At 64.8% G+C, this 26,561-nt stretch carries 27 protein-coding genes; 15 read left to right on the top strand and 12 right to left on the bottom strand.

The features are described 5' to 3' along the window. Positions 1-44 precede the first annotated feature (44 nt). Positions 45-1,430 carry an AIM24 family protein gene (locus ACW2Q0_RS04795; protein WP_457186546.1) on the top strand — a complete coding sequence of 462 codons (1,386 nt, stop codon included), beginning with the start codon at positions 45-47 and terminating at the stop codon, positions 1,428-1,430. 50 nt (positions 1,431-1,480) lie between these two features. Here the strand turns inward: ACW2Q0_RS04795 and ACW2Q0_RS04790 are convergent, their stop codons facing one another. Further along, the gene (locus ACW2Q0_RS04790) at positions 1,481-3,505 is read right to left on the bottom strand and encodes a M3 family metallopeptidase (protein ID WP_457186544.1); all 2,025 of its coding nucleotides are present in this window, start codon (positions 3,503-3,505) and stop codon (positions 1,481-1,483) included. A gap of 162 nt (positions 3,506-3,667) precedes the next feature. On the opposite strand from ACW2Q0_RS04790, the gene ACW2Q0_RS04785 reads away from it, so the two are divergent. From ACW2Q0_RS04785 to ACW2Q0_RS04770, 4 genes are all read left to right on the top strand, one after another. Next, the gene (locus ACW2Q0_RS04785; protein WP_457186542.1) at positions 3,668-5,176 is read left to right on the top strand and encodes a phosphatase PAP2 family protein; all 1,509 of its coding nucleotides are present in this window, start codon (positions 3,668-3,670) and stop codon (positions 5,174-5,176) included. Positions 5,177-5,405: 229 nt separating this feature from the next. Next, the gene (gene msrB / locus ACW2Q0_RS04780) at positions 5,406-5,861 is read left to right on the top strand and encodes a peptide-methionine (R)-S-oxide reductase MsrB (protein WP_457186540.1); all 456 of its coding nucleotides are present in this window, start codon (positions 5,406-5,408) and stop codon (positions 5,859-5,861) included. A 44-nt stretch (positions 5,862-5,905) separates the two neighbouring features. Then, positions 5,906-6,373, top strand: coding sequence for a peptide-methionine (S)-S-oxide reductase MsrA (gene msrA, locus ACW2Q0_RS04775; protein WP_457186936.1), 468 nt, complete (start codon positions 5,906-5,908; stop codon positions 6,371-6,373). 198 nt (positions 6,374-6,571) lie between these two features. Further along, complete coding sequence (locus ACW2Q0_RS04770; RefSeq protein WP_457186538.1) at positions 6,572-6,973, top strand: PPOX class F420-dependent oxidoreductase; 402 nt, start codon at positions 6,572-6,574, stop codon at positions 6,971-6,973. Between the two features lie 103 nt (positions 6,974-7,076). On the opposite strand, the gene ACW2Q0_RS04765 is transcribed toward ACW2Q0_RS04770, so the two are convergent. Genes ACW2Q0_RS04765 through ACW2Q0_RS04755 form a run of 3 tightly spaced genes read right to left on the bottom strand, consistent with a single transcriptional unit; the run spans position 7,077 to position 8,360 of the window. Further along, complete coding sequence (locus ACW2Q0_RS04765; protein WP_457186536.1) at positions 7,077-7,298, bottom strand: DUF397 domain-containing protein; 222 nt, start codon at positions 7,296-7,298, stop codon at positions 7,077-7,079. Beyond that, complete coding sequence (locus ACW2Q0_RS04760) at positions 7,273-7,482, bottom strand: DUF397 domain-containing protein (protein ID WP_457186534.1); 210 nt, start codon at positions 7,480-7,482, stop codon at positions 7,273-7,275. Before ACW2Q0_RS04760 ends, ACW2Q0_RS04765 begins: the two co-directional genes overlap by 26 nt. Then, positions 7,479-8,360 carry a helix-turn-helix domain-containing protein gene (locus tag ACW2Q0_RS04755; RefSeq protein ID WP_457186532.1) on the bottom strand — a complete coding sequence of 294 codons (882 nt, stop codon included), beginning with the start codon at positions 8,358-8,360 and terminating at the stop codon, positions 7,479-7,481. Before ACW2Q0_RS04755 ends, ACW2Q0_RS04760 begins: the two co-directional genes overlap by 4 nt. A gap of 243 nt (positions 8,361-8,603) precedes the next feature. On the opposite strand from ACW2Q0_RS04755, the gene ACW2Q0_RS04750 reads away from it, so the two are divergent. The 4 genes from ACW2Q0_RS04750 to ACW2Q0_RS04735 all read left to right on the top strand — a co-directional run bounded on the left by ACW2Q0_RS04750 (position 8,604) and on the right by ACW2Q0_RS04735 (position 10,571). Beyond that, positions 8,604-8,801, top strand: coding sequence for a hypothetical protein (locus ACW2Q0_RS04750; RefSeq protein ID WP_457186530.1), 198 nt, complete (start codon positions 8,604-8,606; stop codon positions 8,799-8,801). Between the two features lie 17 nt (positions 8,802-8,818). Further along, positions 8,819-9,304: a DNA-directed RNA polymerase subunit beta gene (locus tag ACW2Q0_RS04745; protein WP_457186528.1), complete on the top strand. Its 486-nt coding sequence runs from the start codon at positions 8,819-8,821 to the stop codon at positions 9,302-9,304. Positions 9,305-9,358: 54 nt separating this feature from the next. Next, entirely contained in the window at positions 9,359-9,589 is a 231-nt protein-coding gene (locus tag ACW2Q0_RS04740; RefSeq protein WP_457186526.1) for a hypothetical protein, read from the top strand. A gap of 328 nt (positions 9,590-9,917) precedes the next feature. Continuing rightward, a complete protein-coding gene (locus tag ACW2Q0_RS04735; protein WP_457186524.1) occupies positions 9,918-10,571 on the top strand; it encodes an IPT/TIG domain-containing protein in 654 nt (217 codons plus the stop codon). Positions 10,572-10,701: 130 nt separating this feature from the next. Here ACW2Q0_RS04735 and ACW2Q0_RS04730 read toward each other — a convergent pair whose 3' ends face one another. Continuing rightward, complete coding sequence (locus ACW2Q0_RS04730; protein ID WP_457186522.1) at positions 10,702-10,854, bottom strand: hypothetical protein; 153 nt, start codon at positions 10,852-10,854, stop codon at positions 10,702-10,704. A gap of 109 nt (positions 10,855-10,963) precedes the next feature. On the opposite strand from ACW2Q0_RS04730, the gene ACW2Q0_RS04725 reads away from it, so the two are divergent. Beyond that, positions 10,964-11,245, top strand: coding sequence for a YggT family protein (locus tag ACW2Q0_RS04725; protein WP_457186521.1), 282 nt, complete (start codon positions 10,964-10,966; stop codon positions 11,243-11,245). Positions 11,246-11,276: 31 nt separating this feature from the next. Here ACW2Q0_RS04725 and ACW2Q0_RS04720 read toward each other — a convergent pair whose 3' ends face one another. Then, positions 11,277-14,747, bottom strand: a complete 3,471-nt coding sequence (locus ACW2Q0_RS04720) for a protein kinase domain-containing protein (RefSeq protein WP_457186519.1) — start codon at positions 14,745-14,747, stop codon at positions 11,277-11,279. Positions 14,748-15,194: 447 nt separating this feature from the next. Between ACW2Q0_RS04720 and ACW2Q0_RS04715 the strand changes: the two genes are divergently transcribed. The 3 genes from ACW2Q0_RS04715 to ACW2Q0_RS04705 all read left to right on the top strand — a co-directional run bounded on the left by ACW2Q0_RS04715 (position 15,195) and on the right by ACW2Q0_RS04705 (position 18,640). Further along, the gene (locus tag ACW2Q0_RS04715; RefSeq protein ID WP_457186517.1) at positions 15,195-16,484 is read left to right on the top strand and encodes a transcriptional regulator; all 1,290 of its coding nucleotides are present in this window, start codon (positions 15,195-15,197) and stop codon (positions 16,482-16,484) included. 93 nt (positions 16,485-16,577) lie between these two features. Next, on the top strand, positions 16,578-18,101 hold the full coding sequence (gene adh, locus ACW2Q0_RS04710; protein ID WP_457186515.1) for an aldehyde dehydrogenase: 1,524 nt from the start codon (positions 16,578-16,580) through the stop codon (positions 18,099-18,101). Next, on the top strand, positions 18,101-18,640 hold the full coding sequence (locus tag ACW2Q0_RS04705) for a DUF779 domain-containing protein (RefSeq protein ID WP_457186513.1): 540 nt from the start codon (positions 18,101-18,103) through the stop codon (positions 18,638-18,640). The genes adh and ACW2Q0_RS04705 overlap by 1 nt, the downstream gene beginning before the upstream one ends. A gap of 103 nt (positions 18,641-18,743) precedes the next feature. Here the strand turns inward: ACW2Q0_RS04705 and ACW2Q0_RS04700 are convergent, their stop codons facing one another. Further along, entirely contained in the window at positions 18,744-19,193 is a 450-nt protein-coding gene (locus ACW2Q0_RS04700) for a VOC family protein (protein ID WP_457186511.1), read from the bottom strand. Positions 19,194-19,353: 160 nt separating this feature from the next. On the opposite strand from ACW2Q0_RS04700, the gene ACW2Q0_RS04695 reads away from it, so the two are divergent. Further along, positions 19,354-20,241, top strand: coding sequence for an aromatic prenyltransferase (locus ACW2Q0_RS04695; protein ID WP_457186509.1), 888 nt, complete (start codon positions 19,354-19,356; stop codon positions 20,239-20,241). Between the two features lie 57 nt (positions 20,242-20,298). Here the strand turns inward: ACW2Q0_RS04695 and ACW2Q0_RS04690 are convergent, their stop codons facing one another. From ACW2Q0_RS04690 to sfnG, 4 genes are read right to left on the bottom strand one after another with little or no spacing between them, the layout of a single operon-like run. Next, entirely contained in the window at positions 20,299-20,814 is a 516-nt protein-coding gene (locus ACW2Q0_RS04690) for a flavin reductase family protein (RefSeq protein WP_457186507.1), read from the bottom strand. Continuing rightward, the gene (locus tag ACW2Q0_RS04685) at positions 20,807-20,977 is read right to left on the bottom strand and encodes a hypothetical protein (protein WP_457186505.1); all 171 of its coding nucleotides are present in this window, start codon (positions 20,975-20,977) and stop codon (positions 20,807-20,809) included. Before ACW2Q0_RS04685 ends, ACW2Q0_RS04690 begins: the two co-directional genes overlap by 8 nt. A 23-nt stretch (positions 20,978-21,000) precedes the next feature. Continuing rightward, positions 21,001-22,209: an SfnB family sulfur acquisition oxidoreductase gene (locus tag ACW2Q0_RS04680; protein WP_457186503.1), complete on the bottom strand. Its 1,209-nt coding sequence runs from the start codon at positions 22,207-22,209 to the stop codon at positions 21,001-21,003. Then, a complete protein-coding gene (sfnG, locus tag ACW2Q0_RS04675) occupies positions 22,209-23,324 on the bottom strand; it encodes a dimethylsulfone monooxygenase SfnG (protein WP_457186501.1) in 1,116 nt (371 codons plus the stop codon). The genes ACW2Q0_RS04680 and sfnG overlap by 1 nt, the downstream gene beginning before the upstream one ends. Before the next feature lie 459 nt (positions 23,325-23,783). On the opposite strand from sfnG, the gene ACW2Q0_RS04670 reads away from it, so the two are divergent. Beyond that, the gene (locus ACW2Q0_RS04670; protein ID WP_457186934.1) at positions 23,784-24,926 is read left to right on the top strand and encodes an LLM class flavin-dependent oxidoreductase; all 1,143 of its coding nucleotides are present in this window, start codon (positions 23,784-23,786) and stop codon (positions 24,924-24,926) included. Positions 24,927-25,100: 174 nt separating this feature from the next. Here the strand turns inward: ACW2Q0_RS04670 and ACW2Q0_RS04665 are convergent, their stop codons facing one another. Continuing rightward, complete coding sequence (locus ACW2Q0_RS04665; protein WP_457186499.1) at positions 25,101-26,486, bottom strand: lipase family protein; 1,386 nt, start codon at positions 26,484-26,486, stop codon at positions 25,101-25,103. Positions 26,487-26,561 lie beyond the last annotated feature (75 nt).

Below are 26,561 nucleotides of genomic sequence, written 5' to 3'. Positions count from 1 at the left end.
GTGAATCGCATGCCACTCGGACATATCGACCGGGGCGGTCCGCCGTGACCGCGCTCGCACGCGGGGAAAATCGCCCCGCACCCGGCGACCGGATGACCGTGACCGTCACCTGCGCGGCGCCGGTCGATGTGTCGGCGCTGTTGCTCGGGGCCGACGGGCGGGTCCGGTCCGACGCCGACTTCGTCTTCTTCAATCAGCCGGTCGGGCCAGGTGTCACCTATCGGCACGGCCGCGGTGCGGGCGATATGGTCGATGTGCAGACCTCCGCACTGCCCGCCGACGTGAACAAGGTCGTGGTCACCGCCAGTCTCGACAGCAACGGGCCGCCGACCTTCGCGGGCGCGAGTTCGCTGACCGCCACGATCGGATCCGATAGCGGAACACTGACCTTCCCGATGACCGGGCTCAGCACCGAGACGGCCGTGGTGTGCGTGGAGATCTACCGGCGCGGCGGTGCGTGGAAGGTGCGCGCGGTCGGGCAGGGCTACGACAACGGGCTGGCCGGAATCGCGACGGCGTTCGGTGTGAATATCGACGACGAGCCCGAAGCACCGCCGCCGCCCACTGCGGCCCCGCCGCAATACCCGGCCCAGCCGCAGTACCAGCCGCAGGCTCCGATTCCGCCCGCCTATCCCGCGGTCGGCTCCGCGCCGCCGCCCCCACCGATGTCACCCCAGCAAGGAGCGCTGCCGATGCAGAGCGAGCTGTTCAATCCGAGCCACGCCGAGGTCAACGGCATCGGCATCCAGAAGCAGGGCAGCAAGATGATCAAGGTCGCCGTCAATGGCGAGACCATGGCGCGCGCCGGCTCGATGGTCGCCTACCAGGGCGATCTGCACTTCAAGGCACTCGGCTCGGGTGGCATCGGCCGTGCTATACAGCAGCGGCTCACCGGCGAGGGTGTGCCGCTGATGCAGGTATCCGGTCGCGGTGACCTGTTCCTCGCCGATTCCGCCGCCGACGTGCACACCGTCGATCTCGACGGCACCGATGGGCTCACCATCAACGGTTCGAATGTGCTGGCCTTCGATACCTCTCTTTCCTACAACATCCAAAGGGTGCAGGGCGCAGCCGGTTTCGCCAGCAATGCGGGCTTGTTCAACTGCGTGTTCACCGGTCGCGGTCGCATCGCCATCACCACCCACGGCTCGCCCGTGGTCCTCAATGTCGACCAGCCCACCTACGCCGATCCGCAGGCCGCGGTGGCCTGGTCGTCGAGCCTGTCCACCGGTATCAAGCGCAACGACTCATTCGGTCTCGGCCGCCTCATCGGCCGCAGCACCGGCGAGGGCTTGACGCTGTCGTTCTCCGGACGCGGTTTCGTCATCGTGCAGCCGTCGGAACTGCCGCCGGGCGGTTTCATCGGCGGCACCGGTGGCGGCCAGGAGGCCGGACAGAGCAGCGGTGTGCTCGGCGGGTTGTTCGGATAACCAGCCCGCGCTGGAACCGGCTGGGCCACAGCCGGTTCCAGCGCTTCGGATCAGTTCAGCAGACCGCGCCGGACCAGCAATGGTTCGATTTCGGGTGCGCGGCCGCGGAAGGATTCGAACGCCGCGAGCGGGTCGACCGAGCCACCGCGCGAGAGCAGTTCACGGCGGAAGATCTCGCCCTTCTCCCGGATCGACGCGTCACCCTCGTCGAACCACACGACGGTGTCCGCGTCCAGCACCTCGCTCCAGATATAGGAGTAGTACCCCGCCGCGTAGCCGCCGGAGAAGATGTGAGCGAAGTAGCCGGTCCGGTAGCGCGGCGGAATCGCGTCGATGGCCAGGCCGGCCTTGCGCAGCGCCTCCTCCTCGAACACCTCGGCATCGGTGTCGGCCAGCGCCTCGGGTGCGGGCACGCGATGCCATGCCCAGTCCAGCAGTGTCGCGCCGAGGTATTCGACGGTCTTGAAGCCGGTTCCGAACCGCTCGGCCGCCGCCATCCGCTCGACCAGTTCGGTGGGCATCGGCTCGCCGGTCTCGATATGCCTGGCGTAGTTGGCGAGTACCTCCGGTCGCGACATCCACATCTCGTTCACCTGGGACGGGAATTCGACAAAATCCCGTGGTACTTCGGTGCCGGAGAAGAACGGGTACGTCACATCCGAGAACAGTCCGTGCAGTGCGTGCCCGAATTCGTGGAAGAGCGTACGCACATTATCCCAGGTGAGCAGTGCGGGTTCACCCTCCGGCGGCTTGACGATATTGAGGTTGTTGACCACCACCGGCCGCTTCCCCAAAAGCCTCGACTGGCTGACCAATTCGTTCATCCACGCCCCGCCACGCTTCGATGGCCGCGCGAAGAAGTCACCGAGGAACAGTCCCAGCGCACTGCCGTCCGCGTCGAAGACCTCGAAGATCCGCACTTCCGGGTGGTACCCGACCAGATCCCCGCGCTCCCGGAAGGTGATCCCGTACACCCGCTCGGCAGCGAAGAACACCCCGTCGCGCAATACCCGCTCCAGCTCGAAATAGGGACGCAGAGCCTCAGCGTCCACCGAAAACCGTTCGGCGCGAACCCTTTCCGACCAGAACTGCCAATCCCACGAACGCAACTGCGGCCCACCCATGGCTCGGGCCAACTCCGCCGCCTCACGATCGGCATCGGCCACCGCCGGTGCGACCAATCGGGCGAGCATTTCCTCCACCGCCGCAGCGGTTTTCGCGGTCTGATCCTCGACCGCGTACGACGCGTGATCCGCATAGCCGAGCAGCGCGGCCCGTTCGGCCCGCAATGCGGCGATCCGCACGGCGAGCGCACCATTGTCACCCAATCCGCGGCCCAGTGATGCCGCCATCACCCGTTGCCGCAGGTCCCGATCGGCCAGTTCCGCCAGTACGGGCTGATTCGAAACGTTCTGCAGCCGCAGGGCCCACGCGCCGTCGCGCCCCAACTCCCGAGCATTCGCCGCAGCCGCCGCAACGGCTGTCTCCCCCAGCCCCGCCAATTCGCCGACCGACTCGACGATGACCGTCGCACCATTGGTCGCCGCCAGAATGTTGTGCCCGAACTCTGTTGCCGCAGAGGCGAGTTCCGAATTCAACTCACGCAATCGTGCCTGCCCGGCCGCATCCAGCCGTGCCCCCGCCCGCACGAACCGAATGTGATATTGCTCCAGCAGCCGCGCTTGCTCGGGATCCAATCCCAAGTCATCGCGACGCCCATAGAGTGCCTCGACCCGCGCGAAGAGTTCCGGATCCAAATAGATCGTGTCCCGATGCGCCGCCAACTTCGGCGATACCTCGGCCTCGATCGCATCGGTGGTCTCGGTGGAATCGGAGAGCGTGATATTGAAGAACACATTCGAGACCCGCGTCAGCACCGCACCCGAACGCTCCAATGCCGCAATGGTATTCGCGAAACTCGGCTCCTGTCCGTCCGAGGTTACAGCGGCAATCTCGGCCAACTGCTCGGCCATCCCGCGCTCGAACGCGGGCACATAGTGCTGCGTACCGATCTCCGCGAACGGCGGAAGCTCATACGGCAGCGCACTGGACTCGAAGAACGGGTTACTCGTCATAGGTGAACCCTATGACGAATTCGTGTTTCTGTGGCGGCTGATTGCTGCCGGGCGAGATCACCACGTTCATAGCGGCACAGGCTGTCCGCCACGATCGGTAGTGTCGAGCGGGTGAGTAGCTGGGTGCGACGAAAGTTCCACAGAGTCGGACGATTCGATCGGGTGGTCGGCAGCGCGGTGGCCGAGTTACCAGCCTCGATCGTCGACACCGGCATGCTGCGACTCACCAAGAGTGCCGATTTCAGCGCGCTGTGGCTGGTGGTGGCGGCGCTGCTCGCCACCCGCGCGGGAACATCGCGGCGGGCTGCGCTGCGCGGCGTCGTCTCGGTCGCGGGCGCGAGCCTGGCCGTCAACGCCGGACTCAAGACGGTAGTTGGGCGGCGCCGACCGGCCGCCGAATTATTGCCCGCCTACCGGCGGCTCACACCGGCCCCGAGATCCTCCTCCTTCCCCTCTGGACACAGCGCGTGCGCGGCGGCATTCGTCACCGCGGTCGCACTCGAAAGTCCGCGCACCGCACTGGTTATCTCCCCACTGGCCGCCACCGTCGCCTACTCGCGGGTGCACACGGGCGTGCACTGGAGCTCCGATGTAGTCGTCGGGGCCGCGGTAGGTTCCGGTATCGCATTGGCCACCCGACGCTGGTGGCCGGTGCGTGAATCGGACGAGGCACAGGCCAGGCCGGTCCGCGAGGCACCCGCTCTGGTGGCAGGCAAAGGGTTGCTGGTGCTGGTCAATCCGGTTTCCGGCGATGCGAACTACGATCCCACCGCCGATGTCATCGCGGCCCTGCCCGCCGCCACCGTGCTGCGCACCGAATCCGACCTGGATGCCGTCGAACAACTCGAGCGGGCACTGGCCGAGCACGCCGGGCCGGTGCGGGCGATCGGTATCGCCGGAGGCGACGGCACTGTCGCCGCTGCGGCCGCGGTGGCGCTGCGGCACAAGTTGCCGCTGGCCGTCATCCCCACCGGCACCCTCAATCACTTCGCGCGTGATCTCGGCGTCTACGACCTGCGTGAGGTGATCGATGCCACCGGTAGCGGCGAGGCGGTCGCGGTCGATATCGCGAGCGTCGAATACGGTGACGAAACCGGTTCACACACCAGGTATTTGCTCAATACCGCCAGTATCGGCGCCTACCCGGACCTGGTGCGACTGCGTGAGAAGTGGCAGCCGCGCTGGGGCAAATGGCCCGCCTTCGCGGCCGCGCTCGTGGTCACCCTGCACCGAGCCGAACCGATCAGGATCCAGCTCGACGGTCGCTGGCAGCGGGTGTGGTTCCTGTTCGTCGGCAACGGCCCCTACCACCCGCACGGCGCCGTGCCCGCCTTCCGTGACCGGCTCGATGCCGGGCTGCTCGACGTCCGCTGGCTGCGCGCCGATCTGCCCTGGTCCCGCACCCGCGCAGTGGTGGCGCTGCTGCTGGCCGCGATCGGCCACAGCAAGGTGTACGGCGAACGTCGCTTACCCGAACTGTCCGTAGAACTGCCCCGACCGGAGGCACTGGCCACCGATGGCGAGGTGATCGGCAAGGCCACCCACCTGCGCTTCACGATGGCGGGCCAGCTCGCCGCCTACCGCCGCGACGAATCGAACCCGCGCTGGGCCGACCGGGTCCGCCCCCACCACCGCCGCATACCGTGGCTGCGCGACGCCTTCCGCACCTAACCGCGGCCGGTCCCGCCCTGTTCGGCAGGCCGAGCGAGGACGAGCCGAGCCCATCGCGGCGGCTTGCTCGGCGGCGAATATATGGGTACCCGAGCCAGCCCGAAGCCTTCGCACGCACTCTGCGCGAGGTCCTGGCCGGGCAAAAATGACGGAAGTGTGACACGGTGCTCGGCGGGGACTTTCCGGATCGGACCGCGGGTTGTATGTGGAGCCGATATGAGGAGGTCATGTGGTGAAGGAATACAACCGGAACCCTGCCGCAGTGGACGCGCTATCACCCGAGCAGTATCACGTCACCCAGGAGAACGGGACCGAGCGGGCGTTCACCGGCGCGTACTGGGACAATCACGAGCCGGGCATCTACGTGGATGTGGTGTCCGGTGAGCCGTTGTTCGCCTCGGTCGACAAATTCGACAGCGGTTCGGGATGGCCGAGTTTCACCAAGCCGATCGATGGCGAGAATGTCGTCGAAAAGCGGGATTTCAGCCATCTGATGATCCGCACCGAGGTGCGTTCGGCACACGGTGACAGCCATCTCGGGCATGTGTTCACCGATGGCCCGCGCGCGGCGGGCGGCCTGCGGTACTGCATCAACTCCGCGGCGCTGCGGTTCATCCATCTCGATGACCTCGCGGCGGAAGGCTACGGTCAGTACAAGACCCTGTTCGAGAAGGAGGACGCGTGACTGACACGCGAAAGGCGATTCTGGCCGGCGGATGCTTCTGGGGCATGCAGGACTTGATTCGTAGGCAGCCCGGAGTGATTTCGACGCGAGTCGGCTACACCGGCGGACGCAACGATCACCCCACCTACCGCAACCACCCGGGCCATGCCGAGGCCGTCGAGATCGTCTACGACCCGGCGCAGACCGACTACCGTGCGCTGCTGGAGTTCTTCTTCCAGATCCACGATCCGACGACGAAGGACCGCCAGGGCAACGACATCGGTACCAGCTACCGCTCGGCGATCTTCTACCTCGACGAGGAGCAGAAGCGCGTCGCGCTCGAGACCATCGTCGATGTCGAGGACTCGGGCCTGTGGCCGGGCAAGGTGGTCACCGAGGTGACCCCGGCGAGCGAGTTCTGGGAGGCCGAGGCCGACCATCAGGACTACCTGCTGCGCTACCCGGATGGCTACACCTGCCACTTCCCGCGACCGGGCTGGCAGCTGCCGAAGCGGCAGACCACCGGGCAGTAGCCCGCGGGCCTTGTGCCGCAGTTGGTTGCGGCACAAGGTATTCGACGTGCCGGGCACCCCTTGACACCACGGGGTGCCCGATCGAAATCCGGTCCGCGACATCGTCGCCGACGCCTGGACCTTCCACCGGTCCACATCATCCTGACCGAAGCAGACGATGGCGTGGTCGCCGCCGAGGGATCCCGCTACGCTTCATCGGTGACTTTCACTACGAATGAGCAGAAGTTCCTCGCGGAGGCGGGGATCGGTCGCCTGGCCACGGTATCGCCCGACGGCGTCGTGCAGAACAACCCGACCAGCTATCGGGTGAATGCCGACGGCACCATCGACATCGGCGGTATGCGTATGCACACCAGCCGTAAGTACCGCAACGTCGAGGCGGGTAGTCGGGTGTCGTTCGTCGTCGACCAGCAGGTCTCGTTGGAGCCGTATGTTATTCGCGGCATCGAGGTGCGCGGCACGGCCGAGGCGCTCGAAGACCAGGAGCCGCCGTTCCCTCCCCAGGAACGCTCGATCATTCGGATCCATCCCGAACGGATCATCTCCTGGGGCATAGACGGCGGCCCCTTCGATTTCACCAGTCGCACGCCCAACAGCTGAATAGTGTCGGCCACGCGAAAGCCCCTCAGCGCACGGGGCGACTGAGGGGCTTCCTGGTTGGGGCGCTGCGGCTCAAGCACGCCCCGAAACGCAGTTTACGGCGCTACGGCCGGTCGAACTCGCCATCGTTCACACCAGCGGTGAACGCGTCCCACTCAGCGGGAGTGAATACGAGCGCCGCGCCCGTCGGATTCTTGGAGTCGCGCATGCCGACCATGCCCCCACCCAGGTGTGCGACTTCTACGCAATCCTTAGACCCGGTGCTTCGGCTGCTCTTGAACCATCGTGGCCCCGACAGGTCAACGTTCACGAGCAAACTCGCCATCATTCACGCCCGCCGTGAATGCATCCCACTCGGAAGGGGTGAACACCAGCGCCGGACCGGTCGGATTCTTCGAGTCGCGGACACCGACAAAGCCGCCGTCGAGATGAGCGACTTCAACGCATTCCTTTGACGCCTGGCTACGACTGCTCTTGAACCACCGGGCTCCAGACAAGTCAACGTTCACGGTGCGTACTCCTTTGCTACCCGCCTGAGCAGGTTCCTACTGGCGACTTCATCGAGAGCTGCTTGCCGGATGCTCTGATAGGACTGATCGTAAACCTTCACGTCATCTGGTTTTTCCAGGTACAGATCGCCAACCGCTCCTTCGAGGAAGATCACGGGCGGCTCAACCGGGTCTCCCGATGCTGACTCGCCGAAGTCCAGGATCACGAACGGCGGCATCGACACCCCCTCGGGAAACCCGGCTGCGAACGGAAGTACGCGGATGGAGACGTTGTCACGAGTCGACACGTCCGCCAGGTGACGGAGCTGTGCGGCCATGATGGCGCGATCCCCGGCGACTCGTCGCAGCGCTGCCTCACCGATCACTACATCGAGAACCACGGGCTGCGTCCTGCGGGTCACAATGTTTTGCCGCCGCATCTTGATTTGGACTCGCTGATCACGTTCTGCCTCAGTGGATTCCGGCCGCTCCAAGCGTACGAGTGCTCGGACATACTCAGCGGTCTGAAGCAATCCAGGCACCAGATCCGGCTGATACGAAGTGAGTTTCGTTGCCGCAGCTTCCAATCCGACATACATGTCGAAGTCCCTCGGCAACAGATCGCCGTACTGGTGCCACCAGCTCTTGACGTTGGCTTGCTTGGCCAGTCCCACCATCACCACGGCAAGATCTTCGGGAACGCCGTAGAGGTCGCAGGCCGCTTGGATATCGCGCGACTTGATTCGCGAATTCTGCCCCTTCTCCAGTCGTTGCAGGCTGCTCGCGCCGATCTCCAACAGGTTTGCCGACTTTTGCTGGGTCAGCCCCGCGCGTGACCGCCAGTCGGTCAGATATCGCCCGAGTTGCCGCCGAGGCAGCGTGGATCCTGTGTCTGGCATACGTGCCTACCTCCCCTTACCCGTTGCGGGCACACGGAATTGCCCGCGTCGCGAAAATGATCGCACCATTCGCGGTGCCCTTACTGGGCTTTCGGGGAACTTCTTTCGGGACACCCGATTCTCGATGTACCCCGTCTGATGCAGTGGTGTTCTGGATGTGCGACCGGAGACGAATCTCCATTCTCATCAGGAGTTTGCCGGGGACCGGGCGCACCTACATCACCGTCGTACAGAGGGGCATCGATGTTGAACCCAGAACTGCCGAAACGAACTCCGCGAATCGGTCCCCCGCCCCCTGTCGCGGTCGCCCATCCCGCCGAGTTGGTGGAACGCTTCGCCGACGCTGTGCGCGAATGGGCCACCACCGAATCCTCTCCACCTGGTGCTACCCACCCCTTCGTCGCGGTCGCCCTGATGGAGGACCACCAGTGGATCACATAGCTTTTGGCGACACACCCATGTCTCGTTGTCACTTCTACCGGCGGGTCTGCGATCTGCCCGCGACCGTCGATCCACCGCACCTCGGGCGGATCATCATGAAGGCCGAGCACGTGTGGGCAATCATCCTCCCCGCCCACCTCGGCCAAGCCGTGAAAACCTATATGCAACACCATGGTTGGGATATCGGACCGATACTGTCGCATCCGCGCTCGAACCGGTGGACGCTGCTCGTGCGGCCGGACATCCCCGACGATGTGCGCCTGTTCGCCGAGTTGTTCCGCCTGAATGTGTCGGTGGTGCGGACCGGCGGCACTGTCGCGTTGCCGTCACCCATCGACAACGGCGCGCAGTTCCGGCGCTGGATCGAACCACCCCGATGCACATTCCGGCCGTCCGGGCTGGTGGTGGTCGATGCGATTCGCGCGTGCTCAGGGCCGTATCGACCCGCACGGCGCAGCGGCGACCACGGACTCGACACCAGCGGAGTGATCTTCGATGAATGACAAGAAAGATGGGATCGACGTCCGGTCGACAAGGGTCGAAGCTCGCGAAGTGCCATGAGCGCGAATACCTCTCCGAACCCGGGCGAGCCCGATGTGCACCTGAGCGTATTCCTGCACGGGGCACGATTCGACTTCGCCGCCTGCCGCACCGCCGCCCTGGTTTTCGTACGCGAATACCAGGCACGCCACTACGCCGACGCGGTCACCATGGATTTCGGCGACACCGGCGGCTATCCACGGCTACCGTGCGAGAGGCTCTATCTCGAGCCTCGAGTGCGACACTGAGCGGAAAACAACTGTAGCCGTGACTATTTCGGTTCCGAGCGCCGTGCCGTCGTGGCCGTTGGGTAGATGGTGTTCCGCGTCGTCACGCGGCGCCGACGGCGAGGGTGCCCAGCAGCAACTCAGTCACTTCACAGTGATTTCCCGAGTCTGTTCGGCGGCGACTACAGCTCGCGGACAGGCCTGGTTTGAAACCGCACAAAAACGGACCGAGGATTCGTTGCCGAGGTGCCTCTCTGGAGAGTTACCTGATATAGCGGGCTCGCGACAAGATCGACATCCGTTGCAGCACAAACCATCTCTCATCCCACAGCGGTTAGGAGCGCGTACGATGGCACCTCAAATCGTCTCACTCACACCCTCTTCCGGTCCGGAAGCGGGTTTCAACTCCGTGGTTATCGCCGGCTCGGGATTCGCCAACGTCGGTCCATTGACCGTGGTTTTCGGCACGACCGCAACGACGTTCACCATCGATTCCGATACCCAGATCACCGCCATCGCGCCGCCAGGGACGGGCACCGTGAACGTCACCGTCACCGCACTGCTGGACGGCACGAGCAACCCGATGCCCTACACCTACAACGCTCCTGCTCAGGGCCTCATCTATGTCAGCGATGGCATAGACACGGTGTATTCGGTACCGGCCGCCGGCGGCACGGCAACCGTCGTGGTGACCGGCTTGAATCGACCCATGGGTATCGCCCGCGTCGAAAACACCCTCTACATAGCGGAATACGCGGCCAACCGGGTGGTGTCGGTGCCGACGACCGGTGGCGCGGTCACCCCCCTGGTGCCGCCGAACGGTGGCCAGGAAAACCGCCTGGCTGCGAGCGGTCTGTCGGGCCCTACCGATGTCAAGGTTTCCGGTAGAAGGCTCTATATCACCGACAGCGGTAATCTGCGGGTGGTGTCTGCGCCGATCGGTGGCGGGAACCCCACCTTGGTCGCCGGTGGTCTCACCGGCGCATCCGGCCTCGCCGTTTGAGCTCAGCACAACCGCCGAACTATCCGCGTATTGTCCCCGGCCAGAGCTGGGCCGGCCGGGGACAATCGCGGGTACAGCGACGTAGCCCCCGCACCGAAGGGTGCTCCTCGAATCTGTGTGAATTCCGACTTCAGCACGACCCTCGACCGAGTCGGGTGACGAAGACCTCGGCGTTGTGTTGTTCGAGCGTGTCGTAGCTGGTGAGGTGATCGGGCCCGGTGGCGAGTAGCCAGCTCAGGGTCGACAGGATGGCTATCGGCAGGTGTCGCAGCGGTCGGCGCATCGAGACAGGCCGACCGACCTGATAGTCGGCTGAGAACCCGACGAATGGGACACTTCCCAGCCGGTGTCGACCGTTGATACTGGTAGTTGCCCCCACGAAGGAGTTCGATATGAGTCTGATCGGCACAGTGCTCGGGGTCGCCCTGACGGTATTCATCGTGCTGCTCCTGGCCCGGCTGGTGCTCGATTGGGTAGCGGTACTCGCCGAAGGCAGCCACCCCCCGTGGGTGAACCGTGCCCGCGACCTGAGCCACTCCGCGACCGAACCCGTGATCGCCCCGGTACGCAAGTACCTGCAGCCGGTCCGGCTGGGCGGGCTCTCCATCGATCTGGCGTTCACGGTGGTGTTCATCGTCGCGCTGGTTCTGCGTCAGATCTTCTTCAGCCTCTGAGCGGGTTCGATCGACCGCATCGCCTGACCAATCAGATTCGTTGCGCCGCATGGGCATTGACCAATGCGAGCAGGAATTCCGGTGGCACGTGCGGCCATTCGGTGCGCCAACGTCCGGTGCGCTGATCTTCGTGCACGGCCGCGAGGGTGGCGACGACGTATGGTCCCCCGTCCAGTAGATAGCGGACCGAGCCGAGTTCGGCGCATTGGGCGGTTACCGTTGCCAGCAAAGTCTTGGCCTCATCGGTGCGGCCCACGGCGGCGAGGCAGGCGATCAACAACCGGCGGGCCTTCAGCAATTCCCTCGGCCGCTTGACGGATTCGAGCAGATCCACCCATTCCTGCGCCCATATGCAGGCGAGTTCGGCCTTATCCGGTGTTTGCGCCGCGAGCAGCAGCCGGATCGCGGTGAATTCCTCGTACAGGACGGTGAATTCGTCGATCGCGTCGACCGGCTCGCGGCGATTCCCGTATTCGACGACGGGCAGCGGTCCGAACTCCGGATGCGGCGGCAATCCCAGTCGCAGCCGTTCGTTCTCCACCTCGGCACGCAGTCGCGGCAATGACATCGAACGCGCGACGCGCGCACCCTCGTTCAGTCTGCGAATCGCCGCCGCGCGGTCGCCGCGCAATGCCTTGATGCGGGCGCCGACGACATAGCGCGCCAATTTGAAATCGACGACACCCGCCTCGGGCCCCAGCTTGTAGCCCTCGTCGAGCAGCCGCTCGGCTTCGGCGACTTCCCCACGCTCATACAGCAATTCGCCGAGCAGGGATCCGGCCAACCGCGCGCCGTAAGAATGGCTGCCACCGGATTGCTTGGCCACTTTCATGGCCTTGCGGAAGTATTGCTCGGCCCTGGCGATATCGAGTTGCAAGCTCGCGGCCAGCCCGAGAAAGCACAAACCGTGAATGTTGTTGTAGAAGCCCTTGTTCTGGCGCGTATACGGTGCGGTCCACTCCTGGATGCGCAGCGCCTCGTCGAAGTCGTAGCGGTAGCCCGCGGTGAAGGTCGCGACATTCGCGCCCATAGCCACCACATACGGTGACAGTTCCTCGGCCCGGAAAAAGCACGGCGCCAGCAAATCGTCGATTCCGGCCAGCGCATCCGCGCGCACCGCGACCACCGCATGCACCACACCGGCCTCGGCCCGTAGTCGCGCGGCACTGTCGTGGTCGAGTGCGCCGAGGTCCACTGTGGATTCGGCAAGGCGCAGTGCGCGTTCGGCCGGTCCGGCCCGGTGCAGCAGGATATTCGCCCAGGCCAGATTCAGTTGCAGCCGCGGATGGGATTCGATGATAGTGGCGGGCAGCTTATTGACCAGACCGATGAGACTGGCGAACTGTCCGTATTCGAGCAATGACATCCCGTCCCGCTCGACGATCTCGATGGCCCGCTGCTCGTCCCCTGCCAGCAGGGCGTGATCGACCGCCTCGCTGACATGTCGATGCTCGGCCAGCCACCGCGAGGCCACCCGGTGCAATTCGGTGATCCGTTCCGGCACGTCGCGTTCCAGCCGCTGCTGCAGGAAGTCCTGGAACAGACGGTGATAGCGGAACCAATTGCCGTCATCGAGCTTGCGCAGGAACAGATCCTGGAGTTCGATCTGCTGCAGCATCGCCTGTCCCTCCGGTACGCCGGTGAGCGCCGAGGCGAGTTCACCGCAGATCCGCGGCGTGATCGAGGTCACCACCATGAAGTCGAGAATTCCGGGTTCGAGGGAGTCCAGGACGTTCTCGAGCAGGAACTCGCTGATGGCATGGTGGCGGCCGGTCAGATGGCTGATCAGCTCGCCGGGATCGTCGCTGCCGCGCAACGACAGTGCCGCCAATTGCAGTGCCGCGACCCAGCCTTCGGTGGATTCGGTGAGATCCTCGACATCGGCGCGATCCAGGTCCAGTCGGCCCAACTCGACCAGGAAGGTGGACGCCTCCTCGATATCGAAACGCAGTGCGGTAGGACCGATTTCGACCAGTTCGTCACGGGCTCGCATCGAACTCATCGGCAGTCCGGTCCGACTGCGGCTGGTGATCACCAGATGCAATGTGGGACTAGAGCCTTCGAGCAGGAAACGCAACGCCCGGGTGGTGGCGGGATCGGTGGCGCAGTGCCAGTCGTCGATGACGACCACGAGATCCTCACCACGCCGGTCGATATCGTTGATCAGCGAAGTAAGCACATAGCGTTCGGATTCGTCGCCGTGTTCCTCGAGCAGTTCGCCGAGTTCGCGGGCCAGCGAGGGCCGCGCGGCGCGAATGGCTTCGATGAGATGTGAGAGAAACCAGACGACATTGTTATCGTCGTGATCGACGGTCAGCCAGGCCACCGCGACGCCCTCGACGGTCAGCGCCTCGCACCATTGGGCGGCGAGGGTGGTTTTACCGAATCCGGTGGGGCCGTGGATGACCGCGAGTCTGCGGTGGCGACCGTCGCGCAGCAACGTGATCAGGCGCTGACGATCGACAAGTGGGCGGTTGGCCACCGGCGGGCGCAACCGAGTGGCGGGTACGGGTGGGGTGCTGGTCACTGATGTCGCCGAGGTGCGGCGGCGGCCGAAGGTAGGTGTCGGGGATGGCCGCTGTCCGACGGGTTCGGCGGCGGGCAGCGGGACCGGCATATCGTCGACCGGCAGTCCGTGCCGCTCCTGGATCTCGCGCAGTTGTGCACCGAATTCGGCTGCGCTGGGGGGCCGTTCGGTGCGCTCGCGCGACATCGCGCCTTCGATCGCGGCGGTCACGTCCGGGGGTAGACCCGCCTCGCCGAGATCCGGTATCGGCTGTTTGGTGATGCGCAGGAACTGGGCGACCAGCTGCTCGCCACTGCGTCGCTCGAAGACCGCGTGGCCGGTGCTGGCGCAGAACAGAGTCGAGGCCAAGCTGTAGATATCGGAGGTCACATCCGGGACATGGCCCTGCAGCACCTCGGGTGCGGTGAAGGCGGGTGAGCCGGTGATCGTACCCGCGGTCGTTTCGAAGCCACCCACCAACCGCGCGATACCGAAATCGGCAAGCTGCGGTTCACCGTATTCGGTGAGCAGGATATTGCCGGGTTTCACATCGCGGTGCAGCAGGCCGCGCCGATGCGCGGTCTCCAGTGCGCCCGCGATTTTCACCCCGATATGCAGTGCGTCCTGCCAGCCGATCGGTCCGTGTTCCTGGATGCGGGTATCCAGTGAGCCGTGCGAGTGGTACGGCATCACGATGTAGGGGCGTCCGGTCGCGGTGGAGCCCACCTCGAAGACGCTGACGATATTGGGATGACCCGACAGCTTGCCCATGGCGAGTTGTTCACGGACGAAGCGTTCGAGATTCTCCGATTCCAGATCGGCGGTGAGCACCTTGATCGCCACCATGCGTTCGAGCGCGGGTTGGGCACACCGATAGACAATGCCGAATCCGCCACGTCCGATCTCGGCGGCGTCGGTGAATCCGGCCGCGGCCAGCTCTGCCGCGAGCCCCGAGGTCAGGTCGCGTTGGGTGGAATGTGGATCGATTTGCGACACGACGACCCCGATTACAACTACCAGCCAGCTACTTCGAGCATATTCCCGTCGCGACGTTTCCGCGCGCGCTCGGTGAGTTGCCGCCGCAATTGCCTGCGGTGCAGGCGATCCTGGTCACCGAATATCCGGCCGCCGGAACTATTCGCGCCCCGCACAACGAATGGCTACCGGCCGGCGAACTGTGGCACGCCCGCCGGACAAGGGATTCGAGCATATCGGATACGGCTACCGGAAACCCCCGCTCACGCTGGAGGTTCCACCTCACCGAAGCGACTGACGCAGGGCCGATCTCGGTGCTGAACGAGGCATACCGAGCGGCAGGCTCCACCACGTTTCCCACCGAGCGGACCCCCACCCGTGCGATGACTGAGCGCGATGCCGCGCACCTTGCCCATCGGACATGTGACCGGCATTACAGTGGACGGGAGCCGACACGAAGGACACCGATTGAGCACAGCAGCGCACTGCAACCCCTGGGTGGCCGTTCGACCGGACGACGACCTCGCGCAATTGGCGCGACAGGTGTCCTGTGCGCATCGCTGCTTTGTCGAAGGCGAGCGGCTGCCGACCGATCCGGTGCGCCCGGTGGTGCTGGACTCCTGGCGGCGCAGCCGTGGCAGTGGCGTCGACCCGGACCGCTTCGGTGCCCGCATCGACCTCGATGGCTCTGAACTGCAACGGTATCGGGAAACACATCCGACCGCGCTGATCCGACCGGTTGTGCGCAAACTACTGGTCGAGGATGCCGCCGAGGCCGGACTGCTGGTCGCGATCAGCGATGCCGAGGGCCGATTGCTGTGGGTCGAGGGCGATTCGAAGGTCAAGGACCGGGCGCTGGCGATGAATTTCGTCGAGGGCGCCGACTGGAGTGAGGACCGGGTCGGCACCAATGCCCCCGGCACCGCACTCGCCCTCGATCATCATGTGCAGATCTTCGGGGCCGAACACTTCAGTCGCGTGGTGCACGAATGGAGTTGTTCCGCTGCACCGGTACATGATCCGCGCAGTGGCCGGATCATCGGCGCCATCGATATCACCGGAGGTCCCCGTGTCGCGGCGCCAGAGGTGTTGTCACTGATCCGCGCGACGGTATCGGCCGCGGAATCCGAACTACGACTGCTCATGCTCGACGCTGCGAGGCCGCTGGCCTCGACGACGGCACGCCTCGAGGTACTCGGCCCGGCGCGGCCGACGCTGATCCGTGATCGTGAGCGCATCCGACTGTCGCAGCGCCATGCCGAAATCCTGTTGCTGCTGGCCAATTACCCGGAGGGACTGAGCGGCGACCATCTCGCCATGCTGCTCGACGAAGCCGAACTGGATCCGGTGACGGTGCGCGCGGAGCTGTCGCGGGTGCGAAAGATGTTGGGCGCCAATGGTCTCGGCTCCCGTCCATATCGACTCCTGATGGATCTCGATACCGACGTCGACGAGGTTCGACGCGCACTCGCCCGCGGCGATACGTCGGCCGCGTTGCGCGCCTATCCCGGTCCGATCCTGCCCCGATCGCTCGCGCCGGGCATCGGTGAGTTGCGCGTCGAGTTGCGCGCACGCCTACGGGCCGCCCTATTGAGAGCCGGTGATCGCCGTCTGCTAGCACGCTGGACCGGTTCGGTGGACGGCCGCGAGGACGTTGCGGCGTGGACCGCCTACCTCTCGGTCCTAGATCGGCAATCCTCGCTGTACGCCCAGGTCAAGACGAAATTGCAACTACTCGATCAGAAACTGGGCATTTGACCAGTTTATTGCAACTGTCATGCAACATGGACAATCCTAGTGTTACGGATCACACCTGACGAAGAGGAAAGTCAGCAGATCGAGGAGCATTCGATGACAGTCTTCGCCCGCCCGGGCACGCCCGGCGCCGCCATGTCGTTCCAGACCCGATACGACAACTGGATCGGCGGCGAATGGGTCGCGCCCGTCAAGGGCCAGTACTTCGAAAATCCGACTCCCGTAACGGGTCAGCCGTTCTGCGAGGTCGCGCGCGGTACCGCGCAGGACATCGAACTCGCCCTCGATGCCGCGCACGCGGCAGCCCCCGCCTGGGGCAAGACCTCGGCCGCCGAACGCGCCATCATCCTCAACAAGATCGCCGACCGCATCGAGGAGAACCTGGATGCGATAGCCCTGGCGGAGGCCTGGGACAACGGCAAGCCGATCCGGGAAACCCTGGCCGCCGATATCCCGCTGGCCATCGACCACTTCCGCTATTTCGCCGGCGCCATTCGGGCACAAGAGGGTTCGCTGTCCCAGATCGACGCGGATACCGTCGCCTACCACTTCCACGAGCCGCTCGGTGTGGTCGGCCAGATCATTCCGTGGAACTTCCCGATTCTCATGGCCACCTGGAAACTCGCGCCCGCACTGGCCGCCGGCAATGCGGTCGTGCTCAAGCCCGCCGAGCAGACCCCGGCCTCGATCATGTTCTTGATCGGTCTGATCGGCGATCTGCTGCCGCCCGGTGTGGTCAATATTGTCAACGGTTTCGGCGTCGAGGCGGGTAAGCCGCTGGCCTCCAGCCCGCGAATCAAGAAGATCGCCTTCACCGGCGAGACCACCACCGGTCGCCTGATCATGCAGTACGCCTCACAGAATCTGATTCCGGTCACGCTCGAACTCGGTGGCAAGAGCCCGAATATCTTCTTCAGCGATGTCCTCGCCGCCAATGACGACTTCCAGGACAAGGCACTCGAAGGCTTCACCATGTTCGCGCTGAACCAGGGTGAGGTCTGCACCTGCCCGTCGCGCGCGCTCATCCAGGCCGATATCTACGACGAATTCCTGGCCGCGGCCGTGGTGCGCACCAAGGCGGTGCGGCAGGGCGATCCGCTCGATACCGACACCATGATCGGCGCGCAGGCCAGCAACGATCAACTCGAAAAGATCCTGTCCTACCTCGAAATCGGCAAGGGCGAGGGTGCGACGCTGCTCACCGGCGGCGAGCGCGCCGACCTCGGCGGCGACCTGTCCGGCGGCTACTACGTGCAGCCAACGGTTTTCGCGGGCAACAATTCGATGCGGATTTTCCAGGAGGAGATCTTCGGGCCCGTTGTCTCGGTGACCTCGTTCGCGGATTACGACGAAGCCATCAAGATCGCCAACGACACTCTGTACGGACTCGGCGCGGGCGTATGGTCACGCGACGGTTCGGTGGCCTACCGGGCCGGACGCGATATCCAGGCCGGTCGAGTGTGGACCAACACCTACCACCAGTACCCGGCGCATGCGGCATTCGGCGGCTACAAACAGTCCGGCATCGGCCGCGAGAACCACCACATGATGCTCGACCACTATCAGCAGACGAAGAACCTGCTGGTCGGCTATGCGTCGAAGGCACAAGGCTTCTTCTGATGACCGCAGTCCCCCGGCGCGTGCGCGCCACCGCGGCGGCGATGGATCTGCTCCGTCGCCTCCGCGGGCGACACGGGCCACTGATGCTGCACCAGTCCGGTGGTTGCTGCGACGGATCGGCACCGATGTGTTATCCCGCAGGCGAATTCATCATCGGCGATCACGATGTGCTGCTCGGGCTGCTCGATTTGCGGTTGCGTGTCGATGAGTTGCCGGTTACCGCGCCAGAGCCGGACGATAGCGCGCCGGTATGGATCTCGGGGCCGCAATTCACTGCCTGGCAGCACACTCAGCTCGTGCTCGATGTCGTACCGGGTCGCGGTTCGGGTTTCAGCCTGGAAGCGCCGGAAGGGTTTCGATTCCTCAGTCGCGGACGGGTTTTCGATGATGATGAGCTCGTCGCGCTGGCGGCGATCGCACCAGTGACGGGCGCGGGCTGGGAGCGTGGTGAACGTCCGGCGGCGTCGAGCGAAGCACAAGTTGTGGCCGAGGCAGCCGATGCCTGCCCGGTCCCTGGTCGCGGAGGGTCTTTGACGTGACGTGTCCCTTAACTATCCCGCGTATGTTCATACCCTTCCCGTTGCACCGGACCAGTGCCGTTGCCGATTCCACGTCAGCTACGACGAGGGAAACAGTTCTGCGCTACGCGGCACAGAATTCGTTACCTTCCGGATCGCGCATGATCCACCAGCGACCAGGTCCCTCGTCGATTTCGCGGACGCGGGTTGCTCCCAATGCTTCCAATCGCGCGACGAGTGCGTCCAGGGTTCCGGGCTCGCTGTGGACATCGATATGTAGGCGGTTCTTGCCGGTTTTGTCTTCGGGGACGTCCTGGAAGAGTATGCGCCTGCCTTGGCCGATGCCGCTGGTCGGGTCGAACGGGTCGTCGGGGTGGCGGATGGCGGCATAGCCGCGAAAGGTCTTGCGGCCGCGATGTTCGACGACCGCGTCGGCGGTGAGTTGAGCGGTGGACAGTAGATGCTCGACCAGGGCGCTGGGGTCCTCGACCTCGTATTCCAGGGCGGCGGCCCAGAAGTCGGCGAGAGCGGGGGCGTTCCTGGTGTCGATGACCAGTTTCCAGTGCAAAGCCACGGGCGGAACCTACCCCAAGCCGACCGGCCGCGATGAGACATCGTTGGGATCGCGAGGAAACGCGCGCGAGAAATGAATTATGCCGTCCACTCCATGACACCGGCGGCGAGATCATGCGAAGTGCTGCGATCGACCGGTCGTTTCCGGGACGATGAACGTCATGAGCGCAAGGACACTCGATCAACTCCGGAAGGATCTGCAAGAGTATGCGCGCCTGGCCGAGGTTCGCTACGACCCCGCGATCGCGGATCCGGTACTGGAAACACTCGCTGAGCTGTGGACCAACTCCGTCGTCGGCGTCCGCACCACCACCCATCCGGTGCGCGAGCGCGAGGTCAATGCCCGGGTGATGCACCCGGGCGCGCCGACCGAACTCATCGAGAAACTGCGTGGCGCCGGACTTCTCACCTACACCGGACATCCGATGGAGCAGTTGCTTACCGAGATCGCGGCCGAGGTACCTGTCGATTCGGGTGTCGATCTGGCACTCGCCGGTGGGGTGCAAAAGATCTGGCTGGTCTTTCCCGAGTTGCTCAGTGTCGAGCGAGTTCTCGGCTTCGCCGGAATCCCGGACTCGGCCCACGCGCACGCCGACCACTTATCCCGCTACGGCGGCCGGATCGGGATTCTGGCAGTGGATTTCGACGCTCACACGATGAACCTCTACTCGAACGTCTTCGAGCCCGGGCACCTCGCACCCGCGGATATCACCGGGATCCTCGCCGAACTCGACTTCACCACACCCAGCGATACCGAGTTGGCCCTACTCGCCCGCACCTTCAACCTGTACCGCACCTTCTCCTGGACCGCACCCCAGATGCAGCGGATCTGCTTCCCGGTCCGTTGCGAACCATCGAGTTTCCCAACCCATCTCGACCCGGTCCTGGCTCGTTTCGTCGCCGAAGCACCATTCGCCGACCCGGAAACCCGCGGTTTCGTCTTCTACGCCGCCTACGGCCCGACCAACCGCTACTACAAGGTCCAGGCCGAATACGCGGGCGTGCGCGTCGCCACCTTCCCCGGCGGCACCGCACCCCGCTCGACCTGACGGCGCTGTCGCGGCCGATAACCACCTGGACCGCACGCATGGACGGCGGTTACCGCGTCAGCTGGCGAGTTCGGTGATCTCACGGTGCAGGCTGCGGAACTTGCTGCCGTGGAAGATCAGGGGTTCGGCGCCGGCCCGGGCCGCGAGCCGGTTGATCCGCACGATGACCACCGTGTGGTCCCCTGCGGGGATGCGAGCTTCGATCGCGCCCTCGATCCATGCCGTCGCACCGTCGATGAAGATCGCATCGGCCGCGCCACGATGCACATCCACATTGTGGAAGCGGTTGCCGTCGCGGTTGCTCAGTGCCCGAGCCGCGTCCTCCTGATCGGTGCCGAGCAGGCTCAGACCGAGATGCGTGGCGCTGTCCAGCTTCGGCCAGGTCGCCGAGCTGTTCTGCACGCAGAACGACACCAAGGGCGGGTCCAGCGAAACGGGGACGAAGGTGCTCACCGCCAAACCGTGTGGCGTACCTTCGATTTCGGCGCACACCGCGACGACACCGCTGGGGAAGCCGGCGAAGACCCGGCGCAGGCCGGAGCCGTCGGACGGAAATTCGAAGAGCTCATGCATGATCGACCGCCTTCGAGGTCAGCGCCGCGGCGACCGGGCGCCAGCGTTCGGTGCAGCGCGCGATGGCGCCGTCTTCCTGACGTAACCCCGCGGCGACCAGCGTCGCCGCGGTCAGGGCTCGGGAGGCTGGCTTCGGATTCCCGACGACGACCGTAACTGTCACTTCCGTATCCTCTTCTCGCTCGATCAGATCACGCCATGCAACGGTGGCGCGGTATCGTGCAGCAGCGCCCGGCCGATGTGCTGATATTTCCAGCGGACCGGGTCGTGCAGGGTGTGTGTGCGGGCATTGCGCCAGAAGTGGTGCAGATTCAGATCCGCTGCGGCACTGCGTGTTCCGCCCACTTCGAACAAGGCGGCCGAGACCTCGTTGGCCGCGCGATCGGCGAGCACCTTGGCAGTGGCCACGGCAAGCGATGCGGCGGCGACGGATTCGGCGCCCCCGAAAGCGGCGTCTACAGCTACCCCGGCGGCAGTGAGCGTGGCCTCGGCCGCCGTCACCGCGACCGACAGCTCACCGAAACGCTGGATCAGCAGTGGATCATCGACGGCTCTTTCGGCACCCGACTCGAACCATGGCCGACTCGTGGTGCGCACGAATTCGGTTGCCGCGCTGAGCGCACCACGGGCGATGCCGGTATCGATCGCGGCGTGCAGCAATTGGGCATAGGCGCCGTACCCGGTGGGCGCGTGCACCGCTGCCGAACGGGCGATCAGCTGATCCGGCTCGACGAGGACCTCGGCGAACTCGATGGTCCCGCTGCCGGTGGTGCGCTGACCGATGCCGTTCCAATCGTCGATGATTCGCACGCCCGTGGTGTCGGCCGGGAGATAAGCGATGTACTCCCCCGGGGGCAGGCCACTACGGCCCTCGGGATCGTCGATCCGGGTGAGTACCGCGAGCAGATCCGCGAAAAGTGAACCCGTACAGTAGAACTTGACGCCATCGATACGGAAGCGATCGCCCACCGGTCGTACCGTCGTCGCGATATCGGCGACAGTCGCGCTGCCGCGCTCGGACTGCGCATTGGCGATCCGAGCACCCGCCAGCACCTGCCCGAAGTAGCGCGCCTGCTGACCCGCGGCACCCGCCAACCGCAACAGGTTCAGATATACGAAGTGGCTGTGTGGAATCTGGGCGATATTCGGATCGGCGGCGGCCAGTATCCGCACCACCTCGGCCACCGCGCTCGGGGGCAGATCCGCGCCGCCGAGCGCGGCGGGCACGGTGATCGCGAGCAATCCGCTCGCCGCGAGTCGATCCACTTCGGCGAAGGGCAACTCCCGACTGAGATCACGCGCCGCCGCGCCGACGGCGAAGTCCGAAGCAAGCTGTGCCGCAACCGAATACGCCTGTGCGGCGGATTCTATTCGGTCGGCGACGACGGCGGTCATCAGTGCCCCACAGCGGCGGGTGTGCGCGCCGCCTCCAGCTCCCGGACCAGCGGCAGTACCTTCGCGCCGAAGTATTCGACCTCCTCCTGGAAGTGCAGGAAGCCCGCCAGAATAAGGTCGACACCGAGTTCCTTGTAGGCGACGATGCGCTCGGCGACCTGTTCGGGAGTGCCGATAAGCTTGGTGCGGAATCCGTCGTTGTATTGCACGAGATCTTCGAACGTCGAATCGGCCCACATCCCCTTGCGGTCTTTCGTGGCGGCACCGGCTTGTTGCACCGCGTCCCGGAAGCCTTCCACCGCAGGCTTATTCGCCTTTTCGATGATTTCGCGCAGCGTGTCGTGCGCTTCCTTCTCGGTATCGCGGGCAATGATGAAGCCGTTCAGGCCGAACTTGACCTCGCGCTGGTTCGCCTGGGCGATGGTGCGCAGCTCATTCAACTGTTCGGTGACGCCGTCGAAATCCTTGCCATTGGAGAAATACCAGTCGGCGTAGCATCCACCATTGCGGCGCGCCGCGGTCGAATTACCACCCTGGAACAGCTCGGGATTCGGACGGCCGGGGGTGTTCAGCGGTTTGGGCTTCAGCGTGAAATCCCGAATGCGGTAGAAATCGCCACCGTAGTCGACATTGTCCTCGGTCCAGATCTTGCGGATCACCTCGAGGAATTCGGCACTGCGCCGGTACCGTTCGTCGTGTTCGAGCCACGGCTCGCCGAGGGCGGTGAATTCCCCCGCGAACCAACCGGATACGACGTTGATGGCGAAGCGGCCATTGGAAAGGTGATCGGCGGTGGCGCCGAATTTGGCCAACACGGCTGGATGCCAGAGTCCGGGATGGATCGCGGCGATCACCTTGAGCCGCTCGGTCGCACCGAGCAGCGCGAGACTGAACGAGGTCGACTCGTGCTGGTACTCCGCACCATAGGAAGCGGTGTAGCGGACCTGCGACAGCGCGTAATCGAATCCGTTGTTCTCGGCGGTCCGTGCCAACTTCTTGTTGTATTCGAAGTCCCAACTGGTGCGCTGTTCGATATCACTGGTGACCAGCCCCCCGCTGACATTCGGCACCCAGTACGCGAACCGGATCTGATCGGCGATGTGCTCTGTGGTCATACTTACTCCATAGGTATCGGGAACCGTCTATCGCCAGGAAACGCGCACCATGCGCGCCTCCACTCCAGCACCGCAAGCCGATCGGTAGGAGGGTTTGAATCTGTGCGATCGGATGGATGTGGCGATCAGGCGTTGGCAAGTCTGTAGCTGGACCGACTGAGGAAGGGCCTGGAAGCTGTCGCCCAGGCCTTCCTGAATTCGCTCGATTAGATGGCGGCGGTAGCGCCCGGTCGCGATTCGGCGTCGTGCAGGGCCGTCGACAATGGACCGCAGAGGCGATACCGGGCTCCGCGGTGTTCTCGCGGCAGCTCACCGGTTATCCGCACCGCGATCGAAAACACGCTGGCAGGGATAAGAACCATGCGGATTCCAACCGGTGACACGGCCTGGTCGCGCTGGCAGCATCGGCGATTATCCGTGCCTGCAAACGGCATCCGAACCGGCGAGGAGCAGTTGTCGATGTCACTGTCGTTCCATTGGTTTCTGCCCACCTATGGCGATTCGCGCGGCCTGATCGCCGGTGGTCACGGCACTTCGATGTCCGGTGACCGGCCCGCGTCGCTGCGCTACCTCAACCAAATCGGTGCGGCGGCCGAGGACAACGGTTTCGAGGCGGTGCTGACCCCGACCGGCGCCTGGTGTGAGGATGCCTGGCTGACCACCGCCATGCTGGTCGAAACCACCGAAACACTGAAGTTCCTGGTGGCGTTTCGCCCCGGGCTGGTCAGCCCGACGCTCGCCGCCCAGATGGCCGGGACCTATCAACGTCACTCTCGCGGCCGCCTGCTGCTGAATGTGGTGACCGGCGGCGAACCGCACGAACAACAGGCCTACGGCGATTTCCTCGATAAAGAACAGCGCTACGCGCGCACGGCAGAATTCCTGCACGTGGTGCGCGAGCTGTGGCGGTCACGGGAACCGATCAGCTTCGCGGGCAACCACATTCAGATCCGCGACGCCCTGCTCAACAATCATCCGGACCCGATTCCGCCGGTCTTCTTCGGGGGCTCCTCCGGACCGGCCGGACCGGTCGCGGCCCGCTATGCCGATACCTACCTCACCTGGGGTGAACCGCCCGCGGCGGTCGGCAGGAAACTCGATTGGATCCGCGGTCTCGCTACCGCCGAAGGCCGAGAGCTCAGTTACGGCTTACGCATTCACGTCATCAGTCGCGACACCTCCGAGGAGGCCTGGGCCGTCGCGGATCGACTGCTATCCGGCCTCGACCCCGCCGAAATCACCCGCGTGCAGGCCAGTCTCGCACACAGTGAATCCGAGGGGCAGCGCCGGATGCTGGAGCTGCACGGCGGCCGCACCGATCGTCTGGAAATCGCGCCGAATCTGTGGGCGGGCGTCGGTTTGGTGCGCGGCGGGGCGGGCACGGCGCTGGTCGGCTCGCACGCGGAGGTCGCCGACCGCCTGATCGAATACGCCGACCTCGGCATCACCCATTTCATTCTCTCCGGTTACCCGCATATCGAAGAGGCCTACTGGTTCGGCGAGGGCGTACTACCCATCCTGGAACACCATGGCCGGTGGAAGCACCCGCACCGCACCGAATCCGGTCCTGTGGCAACGCCTTTCGCAACTGCCACGCACTGAATAGCGCGGTCGTGCCCGAGTGCGAGCGTCCCACAGCGGGCGCGCTCGCACTCTCGGCGACCAAGACGACCATGCCGAGCCCGATATCTCGACCATCGACGACCGCGCGATCGCGAGACGGCCATCTCACCGAAGTCTCCGCGGCGTCTCACCACTATGGCTGCGGATCCGAACTCACCGAGGTGGCGTGGGGCATTCATTGGGAGCGGGCTCGCCACGCAAGCGCCCGTCGATCCAGCCGATCTCCCCGGGAAAGCCGGTGAACAGGGCGATGATGTGCTCGCCTGGTTCGGTGCGGTGCACTGCGGGGACGCCGCGCGCACATTGGTCGCGGTACAGATCGTCGCCGTTCTCGCGCGGAATCCAGATATCGTTGGCGGCGTGATAGATGTACAGCGGCATGCCCGCTGTACGGTTGGTCAGGTTGAGTTGCCCGAAGATCCGATCGGCGATCCCGCTGTTCAGCGGGTCGGCGATATTGGCAGCGACGTCGATCGGGACGCCGACCACACCCAGTGGGCCGTTGGTGTCACCGCAGCTGTCCTTGATGGGTGAGGTCGCCGCCCACTGCGCCAGATGATTCACATAGCCGAGGATCTCGGGATGCTCCCGGCCCATCGCCAACGCGACGATCAGCAGAATGCCAGATGCGGAGTTTCCGTTGAATCGGCTCGCGACCATTCGATAGTCGGTCACGAGTCCGCCCATGGCCGCCCCGACCACCAGACCGGACAGTTCCGGCGCGTACTCGTCGAGCAGCATCGCGGCCGCATACGACGCGATCGCACCACCGGAGTACCCAGTGATCGCGAAACGACTGCGCGTGAATTCCGTCGGCAGCACATGGCGCACCGCGCGGATGGAATCCAGCAATACATGGCCGGCGACCCTCGGTTCCGCATAGGCCATCCACGGACCCTCATGATCGGGAATCAGCACCGCGTAGCCGCGACTGAGCCCCCAAGCGGTGTTCGGCGGAAACAGATCACCCGCATTGAACTTGCTGTGCAACCCATGCGCCATGGCGTAGCTCGGTGTGCAGCTGAGCCCGAGCGAATTGATCGGCAACGCATTCACCAACACCGGTCGGTCCCCCGGACCCGTCCACGCGGCGGCGGGAATCACCATTGTGGCGGTACCGAAAGACGGCTTGCCCGAAGCGTCCGTCGTCCGGAACTTCAGCAGGATCGCACGCTGAATCGGCACGATCGCCAGCAGCGCGGAGGTCACTGTCACATCGCGCCACTCGACGATATCGCCGGGAGCGAGACCATCGAGCCCAGCCGGCCACTCGTCGAATATCGGATCCCCTGACGGCGCCGACCGCACTGCTTGCCACAAGGCCGCCAAGTCCGGGGGCAACTGACCGGACGGCGGGGATATCGCAGGTGGGAGCGAGGGCGCGGGAATGGTGGCGTCGATCCAGCGCTGCAGGTCGGATGGGCCGGGCGATACCGGCGTCGCTGGGTCGTTGGTCGGGTCGGCGGCTGCGGGCATCGATCCCATCAGCAGTGCACAACTCACCATGCTCGCGAGGACAACAGCTCGAAGACTCGACATCTGACACCTTCCGCTTCGACACCGCCCAACAAGGGTCGGACTATGTCGCAGCGGAATCACAGCTCAGAGCTGCTG

The sequence above is a fragment of the Nocardia citri genome, from assembly GCF_054065835.1.
This window is presented reverse-complemented; position numbering and strand designations above follow the sequence as displayed.